The sequence below is a fragment of the Parasphingorhabdus flavimaris genome (genome assembly GCF_013371215.1).
In the GTDB taxonomy this organism is placed as follows: Bacteria; Pseudomonadota; Alphaproteobacteria; order Sphingomonadales; family Sphingomonadaceae; genus Parasphingorhabdus; species Parasphingorhabdus flavimaris.
In genome coordinates, this window is the sequence record NZ_JABWMH010000003.1 from 673,619 (window position 1) to 686,184 (window position 12,566).

General features: G+C 54.1%; 8 protein-coding genes. 4 read left to right on the forward strand and 4 right to left on the reverse strand.

The genetic code is table 11. The annotated features are described in order from the left end of the window. Positions 1 to 151: 151 nt before the first annotated feature. From HUO14_RS12105 to HUO14_RS12120, 4 genes are read right to left on the reverse strand one after another with little or no spacing between them, the layout of a single operon-like run. The gene (locus HUO14_RS12105) at positions 152 to 1,273 is read right to left on the reverse strand and encodes a YihY/virulence factor BrkB family protein (protein ID WP_246255542.1); all 1,122 of its coding nucleotides are present in this window, start codon (positions 1,271 to 1,273) and stop codon (positions 152 to 154) included. Continuing rightward, positions 1,270 to 1,500 carry a hypothetical protein gene (locus HUO14_RS12110; RefSeq protein ID WP_176280054.1) on the reverse strand — a complete coding sequence of 77 codons (231 nt, stop codon included), beginning with the start codon at positions 1,498 to 1,500 and terminating at the stop codon, positions 1,270 to 1,272. Before HUO14_RS12110 ends, HUO14_RS12105 begins: the two co-directional genes overlap by 4 nt. Beyond that, positions 1,500 to 5,714 carry a translocation/assembly module TamB domain-containing protein gene (locus tag HUO14_RS12115; RefSeq protein WP_176280055.1) on the reverse strand — a complete coding sequence of 1,405 codons (4,215 nt, stop codon included), beginning with the start codon at positions 5,712 to 5,714 and terminating at the stop codon, positions 1,500 to 1,502. Before HUO14_RS12115 ends, HUO14_RS12110 begins: the two co-directional genes overlap by 1 nt. Beyond that, the gene (locus HUO14_RS12120; protein WP_246255545.1) at positions 5,714 to 7,915 is read right to left on the reverse strand and encodes an autotransporter assembly complex protein TamA; all 2,202 of its coding nucleotides are present in this window, start codon (positions 7,913 to 7,915) and stop codon (positions 5,714 to 5,716) included. The genes HUO14_RS12115 and HUO14_RS12120 overlap by 1 nt, the downstream gene beginning before the upstream one ends. Before the next feature lie 962 nt (positions 7,916 to 8,877). Between HUO14_RS12120 and HUO14_RS12125 the strand changes: the two genes are divergently transcribed. The 4 genes from HUO14_RS12125 (at position 8,878) to HUO14_RS12140 (ending at position 12,303) form a co-directional block, all read left to right on the forward strand. After that, positions 8,878 to 9,078 carry a hypothetical protein gene (locus HUO14_RS12125; RefSeq protein WP_176280056.1) on the forward strand — a complete coding sequence of 67 codons (201 nt, stop codon included), beginning with the start codon at positions 8,878 to 8,880 and terminating at the stop codon, positions 9,076 to 9,078. 17 nt (positions 9,079 to 9,095) lie between these two features. Next, positions 9,096 to 9,671, forward strand: coding sequence for an SOS response-associated peptidase (locus tag HUO14_RS12130; protein ID WP_281365399.1), 576 nt, complete (start codon positions 9,096 to 9,098; stop codon positions 9,669 to 9,671). Positions 9,672 to 10,215: 544 nt separating this feature from the next. After that, entirely contained in the window at positions 10,216 to 10,812 is a 597-nt protein-coding gene (locus HUO14_RS12135) for a hypothetical protein (RefSeq protein ID WP_176280058.1), read from the forward strand. Between the two features lie 315 nt (positions 10,813 to 11,127). After that, positions 11,128 to 12,303 (forward strand): replication initiator protein A, encoded by a 1,176-nt coding sequence (locus tag HUO14_RS12140; protein WP_176280059.1) that lies wholly within the window; start codon positions 11,128 to 11,130, stop codon positions 12,301 to 12,303. Positions 12,304 to 12,566 lie beyond the last annotated feature (263 nt).

The window sequence follows — 12,566 nt, forward strand, 5'->3', positions numbered from 1 at the left end:
TCATCACAAAATTGGTTGGGAAGCAGCAAATCATGCGATCCAAGGTCGGTTTCAGCGCTTAGCTGTTAGCAGGCCTTCTGTTCATGGAAATCTTCAATAAGGCGGATATTGGTGAGCCATGATAGCCACCGATGTCGGCGAACCCATGTATCTATCGGCTACCGGCATCGTTCACATCTTCGCTTGCTAGCTTCCGAGCGAGCCGGTCCGCGCGTCGGCGTTGCTTCTTTTCAAGAATTTTGCGGCTGGCTTCGCCGAGAAGGATGGTATCTGCCATGACCGCGCCGCGCTCGCCGATCGGCCTGTCTTTTCCGGTCGTCGAATCCTCGAACGTCTGCCGTTCGATTTCCGCATTTATTTCGGCACCGATCAATACGGAATATGCCGAGAGGAACAGCCACATAAGAAAAATAACCACCGCAGCGAGCGATCCGTAAGTCGCGTTATAATCGCTGACATTGGCGGCATAATAGCCGAAGCCTACGGTGATCAATAACCAGAGCAGAGTTGCCACTACCGACCCCAGCGAGAGCCAGCGCCATTTTGCGGGGCGGCGGTCGGGTGCATAGCGAAAGAACAAGCCAAAGGTCAGGCTGACCAGAAATCCCGCCGTCAGCCAGATCGCCAGCTTCAGAAAGACCAGCACACTATCGCCAAGATAGCCCTGCAGGAAATTGCTGATATAGGTGAATAGCGAGATTGCGGTCAGGCCGACAATCGCGACCCCCGCCATGCCGATGGTAATCTGCGCGCCAACCAGTGTCGTCATGAAAATATTACGCGATTCATGTTCTTCGTAGATGATATTGAGCGCTTTCATCATCGCATTTGCCGCTCGCGTCGCGCCATAGGTCGAGACAAACAAGGCAAGCGCCAGGCCGAGGCCCTGCGCGGCCTTGTTCGTGTTGACGACCGACAGCATCTGCTCGCGCAGGATGGTAAGCACGGCAGTGGGTAGGATGGCAGACAATTGTTCGATGCTGTTGGTGACCGTATCGGGGTCACCGACGAGGCCGTAGAGCAGTACGATGACGGCGATCAGTGGCACGAAGGCGAGAAAAGCAAAAAACGCAACGCCGGCCGACAGCAAGGGCAGATTGTGAAAGTCGTTCATCACATATAGGCGCTTCAGTATCGCCCACCATGCTTTTGGCGGGAAATGGAGCGGTGTTCGGGCCGTCGCGCCCGGAGTCCGCGCCTCGATATCGTGCGGACTGGAATCTTGATGAACCTCGCCGGATTGCACTTTGTCATCGCCATGCTCAGCGCTCATTGGGTCGCCCCGTTTTCCTCTTGGATTGCTTCGACCGGTTGTCCTGCAGACTCGATCGCCTTATCCGCCTTGCGTCCCTCGGCCAGATGTTCGTTGACGCCGGCCTCGATTCTCTGGGCTTCTTCATTCAGCTGATCGAGATTGTCCTGATATTTTTCGTCAAAATCTTTCTCGCAAGCGCTCAACGATAATATCGAGATTGCCAGCAATATTATCTGTCGCCCCATCAATAGTCCTTCCGGTATCGCAGGTTGACGTTCGAACCGCCAAAGCTGCCGACCGAACTCAGCACCGACAGCGCAGGCGTCAGGCTGATTTCCAGCTGTGTCGCCGTATAGCCGCGCGCATCGGTCACGATCTCGACATAGACGTCATTGGTTATATATTGCCCGGCGGCAATTGATGTGCTGCGGCCCGTGTCCTTGTCTGCACCCAATATGCGCAGGCGATCGATGCCCACCGACGACTGCAGCACACCAAGCGGATTGAGGCCGCCACCACCGCCACGCAATCCGTTGAGGGACGATGCCAGTTGCACGGCCTGGATAGGTGTCAGTTCGCCGATCGAATTACCAAATAATATGCGCGCCATAATCTCGTCCTGCGGCAAGCCGGGTGTCGAACTGAACGCGATTTCCGGGTTCTCGGCGCTGCCCGTGATGTTGACGTTGATGTTCACGTCATCCACTTCACCACTGGCTGTCAGCAGTAACGTCGGGTTGGTCATCGAACCGCCATTGAAGCGCAGGCGCCCTGATTCCAGATCGAAAGACCGACCGGCAAAGCCCAGCGTTCCGCGGATCAGGTCAATACCACCGGTCAGCACAGGCTTGCCGGTGGTGCCGCGCACCTTGATATCGGCGGACCATTCGGAATCGAGCCCCATCCCGCTGACATAAATCTGGTTGTCGGCGATCAGATCGATGTCCAGCTTCCAGTTGCCGGGCACCCCGCTGATCGGTTCCGCATCGCCGGTGATTTTCTTGCGACCCAGAGCAGGCTTGCGCCGCACTCCGGTCAGGGTCGCGACTTTCGTCGATCCTTCATACACGATCTTGTAGCGCGTTTCGGGCAGGCGAATACGGCCACGGATCGTCGCAGGGGTGGTCGAATTGTTGACCAGCTGGATTTCGCCGGTGGCCGATGCGGCAAGATCGCTGCCTTTTGCAAGCGTTGCATTGTCCAGATCGAGTGCCAATTGCAGCGGATAGCCCTTGGCGGAACTCAACGACACAAAACCCTTGCCGCTGATTGTTCCGTCTCCGGCATTGGCGGTCAACTCGGTCACCTCCAAACGGTCGTTGGTGAAGTTGCCATTTATCTTCATATTGGTCAGGCGGGTGCCGTAGGCGTTGTTTTCGTAAACCAGCTTGTTCGCCCGAACCACACCGGTCAGTACCGGTGACTGCACTCGACCGGAGAAGTCTGCCGCCACGCCGATAGGGCCCCGCAGATCCTGATCGGGAAGCGCCGCGAGAGAGAATAAGGTACTCGCCGGTCCATTATAGCGCAGGCCGCCGGATAGCGGCGCGGCAAGCAACCGCGTCGTCCATGATCCGGCAGCAGGTGGAAGCGGCGTCAGGTTTACATGCATCCGGCCAATAGCAGCACCCCTGCGCCGGAATATCGCACGAGCATTGCCGCCATCAGCGAGCAGCCGTCCGACAAAGTGCAGATCCACCGGCTGCGATACCGACGCCAGGCTGGTGCGGGTAAAATTGTCGATCCGCAGGCGCGCGTCCGCTTCCGGAAAGGCGCTGGGCGAGCTTTGGGAAAAATCGAGGCTACCCGTCGCTATTCCCCCGAGACCAAGACCGGGCATCATCGGATTGATCAGCGCCAGGTTGACGTTGTTCAACCGGCTTTGAATATTGAGGCCGCGCCCGTAATCGCCCGCCAACTGAATGCTGCCTTTCGACAAGTCGATGGTCGTGGGGAGCAGGCTATATTTGTCGCGCCCGGGGATGATTCGCGCGGCTTTGCGGGTTTTAAATTCAACGCCGTTGGCCCGGCCGTCAAGCGCCACTCGCCAAAGCTCGGGATCGAGGACGGCGTTGGCCGCAAAACGGAATGGAACCTGATTTCGGCCCTCCGCCATGATTTTCGCTGTGCCTTGTCCGCCAAGATAATCGATTTTTGCCCGCGCGGCAGCAATTTGCAGATCTTGCATTTGCAGGCCCTGGATCTGGACATCGGCAACAACCTGCGGCTGGTCGTAAACAATGATATCGGCATCGATGATGGCCCGCTCGATCGCCAGATTGGCAGGGCCTGGCAATAGGGTTTGGACGGCGGTTGCGGCGATGATTGCCCGCTGCTTCCCGCTGAAGGCGCTCAGGATCACGTCCCCCTCTATCCCGGAACCACTGGCGGCCAGTTGCCCGGAAAATGGACCGGCTCCGGTCTGACGGATGCGGCCTGTCAAACCGACTCCGGCAAACTGGGTTCCGCTGTTCACGTCGACCGTCAGCGGCCCGCTACCCGCGAGAATATCGACATTGGCGTCAAACTCTCCGTAATCGCTATTGCCATCGGCGACGATGGCATAACCCTTGGCATTGCCCCTGATAGTGGCAACCACATTATTCATGCCCACTCCGAAACCAGGGCGCGCAGCGGCTATTACGGCAACCGGGCGGGCCACGCTGCCGCTGACTTTTACGCCGATCGGCCCATATTGGTCAGACATACCCTTGGCTGCAAAATTGATTCCGCCAGACGGCGTATAGCTGCCACTGCCTTGGGTCAGCCGGAAAGATGGAGCTGCAACATTCAGACTGCGGACCCGCGCGATGCCGTCCGTGTCATAGGATAGTTTGGCGACGATCAGGCTGTTGCCGCCGAGAAATTCGCGAGCACCTTCGTTGAATATCTGGCTCGACCGCGCGCGGACTGTGCCGGTCAGTACAAAGGCACCGTTTTTCCCGGACTTCAGATCGATATCGCTATCGATATTGAAGACCCCCACGCTTTCGACCCGGTAGCCGTTGATGCGCCCCTTGAGGCCTCCGGTATAAAGTCCCTGGTTGAGATCGGCAACGATCACTGCGGTTGCGTTAATCCGGTCTGAAACAATCTTGAGATTTTCGGAAAGCAGTCTGCCTTTGGCATATCCGAAGTCGCCGTCCAGCCGCACATTCGTGAGCAACGCGCCGACGCCTTCGTCTAATCCGGCGATCCGTTGTGCTCGCGCCCGCAAGGGAATGCGCCACTGCTCCTCTTTCAACGCTACATTGCCGCTAGCGCGTAAGCCGATCACCGTAGTGTCATCAAAGCCGATGCGCGCTGCATTGATTGTATATGCGATAGCGGGGGCAGCGAAATCACCGTTCAATATCATATTGGCGGTGACGCCGGCGCCATTTACATTGGCTGCAATTACCGATGGCTGAAGCAATCGGAAATCGACGTTGAGATCCTGCATCCGGTTGTTGCCGAGATCAACCACACCGTTGGTCGCCAAAACGAAATTGTCGCTATCAATCCGTCCGTTGATGTCGAACTTCCGGTCCTCACCGGCGGCGGTAAAGTCGATGCGGGTGACTGGCTCGAGCATGTTCTGGCCGGGGCCGGAAACAAATAATCCGGGACGTGCATCGCCGCGCACTGTGAATGTACCGTTCCGTGCCGATATGGCTACGTCTGCGAGCATGTCCTCGCCGCTTTTGCCTTCCAGTGTACCGTTCCATTTGGCCCAGTCTCCCTTGCCGTTCAGTGCGAGGCTCATCGGCTGACCAGTTCCGGAGAAACCGGCTACAAGTCCATTTTCCGGAGCATCCAGATTGAGCGCGAGGTCGAGCTTATTCTGTTCCGGCATGGCGTCGAGTCTGAATTTCAAACTGTCGCCGCCTGCAACGCCCGGCCTTGCAAGCGCCCGGGCTCGTCCGTTTAGAAGCGCGCGGGCATCAGCAATTTTCACCTCCGCCGACAGGCTGAGCATGTGACGTTCGCCAGTTATCACCTTGGCAATATCCAGCTCTCCGACTTCCAGTCTATCAACATCTATATCGAGGTCGGGCAACAGGGGCCCCTCGGACTCTGTTGGTAAAAATTCAGGCATGCGGAGCAGACTAGCTTTCGGAATGATTAGCGAGCGAATATCAACATGACTGCCAATGAAAGCGAAGGGCCGCCAGTCCATTCTGACGGTGTCGGCGGTGGCGAAAACACCTTGCGGATCTCGGATTTTCAGACCGGCAATTTCCATCTCGCCGTAGATGGAACCGCTGATCTCGTCGATCTCCAGTTCCATACCGTTTTCGAACTCGAAGCCCTCAATCTGGTTTGCGACAAAGCGATGTCCGCTGTTGCTGTCCAGCCAGAGATAGCCGGCAATCAGGATCACCAGAACCAGCGCGATCAATGCTCCCGACCAGATCGCAACTTTATGAGTCAAGGGCCCGTAAGCCTCTGTCTCGCTCATGGTTTCGTTATCCGCCATCAGAATGCCTGTCCGATCGAGATATATACCGAAACTCGCGATTCACCCGGTTGCCGGTTTATCGGGGTGGCAACATCGACCCTGAGTGGTCCGAAATTGGTGTAAAAGCGCCCGCCTATGCCGACGCCGTAGCGCAAATTGTCAAAGCCCGGAGTGGAGCTCGTGTAGACTTGCCCGGCATCTACAAAACCGACGATTCCGTAGTCGCCAAAGCGGTAACGGACTTCCGCCGCCGCTTCGACCAGGCTGCGCCCGCCAATCGGACGGTCTTCAGTGTCTTTGGGACCAAGTTCCTGATATCCGAAGCCGCGTACGGATCCGCCACCGCCGGCATAATAGCGCCTGGAGGGTGCGATCAGTTCGCGGTCCGCGCCAGCGATAGACCCGACGCGCGTACGGCCCGCAATGATGATACCGTCATCGACCTGGAAATATGCGGTTCCTTCGAGAAGGCCGCGGCCATAGATTTGCGTGCCGCTGCCGAGCGATGCTTCGGGCGATAGTTTCGCCGACAGACGGAAGCCTTGCGTCGGATCAAGCAAACTGTCGGTCGTATCAAACGTGACCTGCCCCGGCAGCGCGGCGACGTAAAAAGTACGCCGATCCCTTTCGCCGGTAGTAAAATTGAAATCTTGTTCATTGGTGCCGAGAATCTCGAAACCATAGCTATAGGTTAAACGCTTTTGCCAGATTGGGGTGCTGTCGTAGGAGATGCGCCCGGCCAGCTTTCCGGTGAAAGCCTCATAGGCCTCAAAATCACTGTGCAACGCGGAGATTCCCAGTTCGACCGTTCTGTCGCGGCGACCGGCATTGCTGCGCCTGAAAGTCAGCGATGCCCCCTGCTCCTGGGTTCCTGCCACTCCGCTCGCGATCAGCGCGCCTTCTGGCGGGAATAGATTGCGATGGGTCCAGCTGCCTTCCACACGAAAGCCCTGCCCGGTACTATAGCCAGCGCTGCCCGCCAGAGTGCGCGGTGGCCCTGCTACCTGCTCGACATTGATAGTCGCATATTCGGTCCCGTCCGGCGCGGCTTCTCCACTCGCGGTTGGCTTGACCGATACAATTGAAAACAGACCCGTGGCGACCAAGGCCTTGCGGAGGTCGTCGACCATGCGGCTGTCGTAAAGCGCACCTTTTTCGAACCGGCTCAGCACCGCGATATGGTCAGCATCGAAAGCGGTTGTGCCGTTCGTGACTATCTCACCATAGCTGCTACGTGGGCCAATATTGACAGGCAGCATATAATCGCCCGTGCCAGTGTCGGGGTCGAGTAGAATATCTCGCTGGCCGGTTTCAGCAAAAGGATAGCCTTCCTGTGGCAGAACCACTGCAATATTGGCTTCGGCGGCCAAGACCCGCTCGGCGACAATTGGTTCACCCGTTTTCGGTACGAAATTCTTGGTGATCAGGTCTTCGGGGACGACTCTGTCAGCATCGAATATTATCGCGCCGAGATTATAGCGCCTGCCGGGCTCAACCTGGAGTACAACGGTCAGTTTCTCGCCTTCGGTCTCGGGAAGCTCGACCATACCGTTTACCGACGCGTCAAAAAATCCCTGACCGGTCATGATATCGACCAGCAATTGCTGGTCCTCTTGCATCCGGGCCGAAACCATTGCGCCGTTCGCGGCCTTGCCGTCAGCCTCTTCGAGCGCAGAGAGCTCCTCAAACAGGCTGCGAATATCATCCGCACTGACAGGACGCACTTGAGTCTTCCCGCTTTCGTCGAGGCTTTCGAGACCATCTATCCTATAATCATATCGCAATGACGCCGTTTGCTCGCCGTCGTCTGCTTCCGTATACTGGCGCTCATCAAATGGCTCGACATCAAAACCCTCAATCGGTGTCAGCGGATCGTCGATTTCAGGATCATTGACCGGCGCATCGGCAATCAACTCGTCCGGATCTGCATCTTGCAGTGCAGGCAGAGCCGACAGACCATCCTCCGAATCTTCTTGCTGTGTCTCGCGTTCCAGCCTCTGCTGTTCGGCATCCCATTCTTCCACGCTGCCCATCGTAGCATCTGGATTTTCGTCGATTGCCGGGATCGTCCGATCAAATTCGGAATCGTCGATGATCGGCGCACGCGGTTCTGTTGGAGATTGTGGGCTATCCAACGCTTGAGCACGAGAGGGTGTCGCGTTCAAACTGGCCAGTGATAAAATTGCGGTGAAGGCCGGGATCATATTCTTATGACGCATTGTGGTGCCGCACCTACTTGAACGCATATCAGTACCGAGATGCTGTGAAATTGTTTGTCAAACCGAGATGGCCGCAGATCCTCACAAATATCGGCCTCAGCGACAATACGTTCAATTCATCAATTGGTTCCCTGTTGATAACATATTTCCGCTCATCACCCATTAAACGACAGCTTCTCACGCAGTTGTTGCCATTCGAGCTCGAGTAAGCAGCGCGAGTGGAATGGCCGCAATTAGGCACAATTTTCGACTATGATATGGCGGCAATTGGGCGCGAAGCTGACAGGCGGACAATATGGAATACTGACGAAGTGATAGAACGTTTGAAATTTGAGTCTTCGGCTGCTGGTCATTTTGATCGCCGTGCCGGCCGGCGATCCAGATTCTGCTGTCCTACGTAGAACAAATATAGAACATAGGATTTTCCGAATCATGGAAGACGTGTCTTATGCTTATCATCGACAGTGCAATCGTGGCAGCTTTTGCCGCAGTTATCGCAAGCATATCCTCGCTCATCTGGGCATTGCGCCGTAAACCATGAGTTATGTGTCCGAAGACAGGCTCATCTGGATGGCGCTAGTTGCGCTCGAAGGTGTGTTGGAGCAATGCGGAGGCCGTAAAGATAATCTGCAATCGCGTAGCATTGCTGTTTTCCTTGCATATCTTGCGACACGGCGGCCGGTCGCCGTTCGATGATTTCTGGACCTATCTGGCGGATCTTGACCCAATTAGGCGTTCGGCCAATCTCAACCGGTGCATTAATGCCATCTGTCTTCAATTGAAGACCAGGCGGCCGGAGCGAAGTGCATGCCAAAAAAATGTGGAAAGGAAAAACCGATAGGCATATCGTCCCATTATGCTCAGTTACGAAATCAGACAGCGACTTCAATCAATGCTCATCTATGTCGGGGCAGCCTTGATTATTGCAGTGCTGATCGGCTAGCCAATCTAGGGAGTTTTCTATGGCTAAGCTTTCGGAATGGGAACTCTGGGCAATCGCCTCCAAATTTGACGCTGATTTCGGAGACGAAGCAGCTATCCATGCCGCATTCAAAGCTGATGCGATGTTAGAGAGGAACGACCGGGAAGGCTATCAGGCCTGGCTTGCAATTATCGACCTAATCCAACGGCTGGACCGCGATACTCCTGCCGCCGTGCATTAGCCTGGCCCGCCCCGCCCATGTGTAACCTCTACCGAATGACCTCAACTGCGGCCGAGATGAAGAAGCTCTTCGGCGAGTTTGAAGGCAGCCGGTCGAATATTCCATCCTACGACGCGATTTATCCGGATCAAGAAGCTCCGGTATTGACGGCAACCGGCGGCCGGCACTCTCTGGTAAACATGACATGGGGCGTGCCCGGCTGGAAAGAAGGAATGCGCCCGATCACCAATGTTCGCAATCTCACCAGTAATTTCTGGAAGAACATGCTGGTCGATCCACAGCAACGTTGCCTCGGTCCTGTCACAGCGTTTTGCGAGTGGACAGGTAAGAAGGGCAGTAAGAAGAAGGTCTGGTTTGGGTTGAAAGATGAGCCGCTGTTTTCGTTCGCTGGAATATGGCGGGAAACTCATACCGGTCCGCGCATGGCGTTCTTGACCTGCGAACCGAATAGCTTGGTGGAACTTGTTCATCCCAAAGCCATGCCCGTAATCCTTAAACCTGACGATTATGGCGGCTGGTTATCGGGAGGCTACGACGACGCGGTGAGTCTCGCAAAGCCCTTTGATGCAGACGCTATGGAAATCCTCGAGTGAGGTGTCTGCATAAACTCATGCGTATTTGGCAATGTATGGAGTTCCTCCGCAACGTTTTGACCAGCCGCCGGCTACAAGGTAGGGCCAGATAATGATGATAAGCGTGTACCTCGCTTTAGCGAATTCTGTAGTCCCGGCCGGTCAGGCCTTCACATGCACGCCGGTCGCTGTGTGGGACGGAGACGGTCCGATATGGTGCGCAGAAGGACCGAGAATTAGATTGTCTGGTATCGCAGCACGCGAAATTGACAATAGCTGTAGGACTGGACACCCTTGTCCCACCGCAACCGGCGTTGAAGCAAGAGATGGCCTGGTTAAATTGCTTGGCCGGCCGACCGGAATTGGGCCCCACGGTCACATTCAAATAAAGGGACCGGTACTGTCTTGCCAATCATTAGGCGGGGCAGGGGGTAGACGAACAGCTGCTTGGTGCAGTTCAGCCAAGGTTGGCGACATTTCATGTGCGATGGTCAAGGGCGGTTTGGCTCTTAAATGGCACAAATATTGGAAGGGGCATTCATGTTTGTCAGAAGCGAAGAACTAGATGAGAAAATTTAAGAATACGCCGCTTCCTGAGGCTTTTCAGGAAATTACATCAGATAACGAATGGGACGCGTTCAGGAGTTGGTATTTCGATGGTCCTAAAGGGAAGACACTTGTCGATAATTGGACCGGTTCTTATTATTTATCGCCATTAGTCGACATTATTTTCGAGCGCGTTAAGGAGAAAGTCAGAGACGAAATCTGGCAACTGGAAGGCGTCTTTAATGACACGAGCGAATTTAAAATCCTCGATAGCCGCTTAGCCAGTGCAGCAAGATATTACGCCCCCACAAATCAAGTATTCGTAGACGGACCGAATCCTCTGCAGTTTTCCAATGTTGTCATTTCAACCCTTCAAAGCGATCATGTTTTGGTAGCATCTACTAAACCCAAAATCCGCAGTATGGTTGATAAATGGATCGCAGAGTTCGCACTAAGGAAACCGGGCAGAGTGAAGCAATCTGAGGCTTTTGATCTGTGCCGCAATGAGCTTTCCAATGAAGTAAATCCAGACGAGGTCACCACCAATTTGTTCGCTGTCCAATGGCGAGAAAAGGCACCAGCATCTATTAAATTGAGGGGAGCTCCTCGAAAATAAGCCTTAGAGTAAGCCACAAACCTATATTAATCCTCACCCTTTTGTTGTCTCTTATTAACGCGCAATCACACTTAGTAATTCTCTCCACCTTTCCTGGAGAATTCACTAATGTCTGGAATCAAAAATCCGCCCGTCTTTTTTAATCAGCATGAACTAAGTCTTCGCTGGTCCATCAGTGGGCGAACCCTAGAGCGTTGGCGCTACGAGCGCAGTGGACCAAATTACGTGCGCATTGGCGGACGCGTCCTGTACCGGATTTCAGAGATTGAAGAATATGAGCGACAAGGTGATGAGTTCCTGTCTTAGAGCTTCTCGGTGGCGTCAACGTTTCCTAAAGTCGGCCATAAGCCATTCCCTGTTTCTGACTACGAAACTGCCCTGTTGCAGGGCAGGGTAGTTGACAACCTTGCGTCGAACAAATTGCGTATTCCACGCGACATTGCAGAGCTCCCATTCTTTGTGCCATCCAAGCGACGCCTTCGAGACGTATCATATTGTCGGTCTAGAAACGATCTAGAGTTCAGAGCGGCTAGCGGTGAGGGAATGTATATCCCGCATGTGTGGGATATGGATATATTCCTTGTGATAGTGTCGGAAGCATTTCGACAAATTATGGCTGCCGATGCCAACAGCAAGATGTTTGACTGCGACAAAACTGTTTACGTTGTTCCGCGGAATTTGCTCGAAGCAGCAAACAGAAATTCCGGAGGCAGTGACTATCAGGATCTATTCAACTGTATGTCTCGCCTCTCATCAGCGAGGTATACCTTGAAAGGTCCGATAGGTCATTGCCCCAAGGGTGTTCAGCAAGAGATCCGACTTATTAACGGATGGAAGAAAATCTACTCTGACAATAATCGGTTCCCGCGCGGCATGGCAATTCGACTCTCACCGTGGCTCTACAGGCAGTTACTCAGCACTCAAAACCTGTTGGCCGTCGACCCCGCATACATGAAAATACGGTCTGGAATAGGCCGGCGATTATATTCTCTTTGCCGCAAACATGCGCATGGGCAGCCGAACGGAATAAACTTCAAAATTTCGACGTTGCATCAGAAATTTGGCGCTGAACAGAGGCTGCCGCAGTTCACGAAATCGCTCAAAGATTTGGCAATTTCAGCAGTTCCAGGTTATATCCTTGATTGGTTGCCACTGTCGAAAGCTGGTGAAGCTATGCTTAATATACGCCCGGATCCGCATCACGAATTTGTCGGCGCGCTTGTTCGGACTCACCGAGACAACAGACTGATAGAGAAGTGTGAATTTTTAAATGAAGTGACTTTGCAGAAATATGCCCCACTCGATGATACTGATTTTCTGAAAAAGTGCAGTGAGCGTTATCCCGGGGCCAACCTTCTGGACTTGAAAAAGAAATTTATTGCATGGAACGAGGAGAAGGGAACTGAACTTCGTTCTGTAAGTCAAGCATTTGAGAGCTTTGTCCGCTCCGATCTACAGCGCAATGTTAGAGAGGCTGGCTCAGCCTACTAACCTAATCCTTGAATGCCCGCTTCGTTTAAAGTTCTGTTAAATATGTTAAGAATAAGAAGTTACACATCGAAAATGAGCTAAATTAGACCAGTAAATCAACGTATAAGCGAACGTTCTAATTTCTCAAACCCCGCGTTGAGTGTATTTCAAACCCCGTACATCAATACCTCAAACCCCGTCTGTGATTTCTCAAACCCCGTATCGCGTGATCAAAGCGGGGAGGGGGGGCTTTCAAACCTTGGGCTCGTTCAGGAAAAGACCGG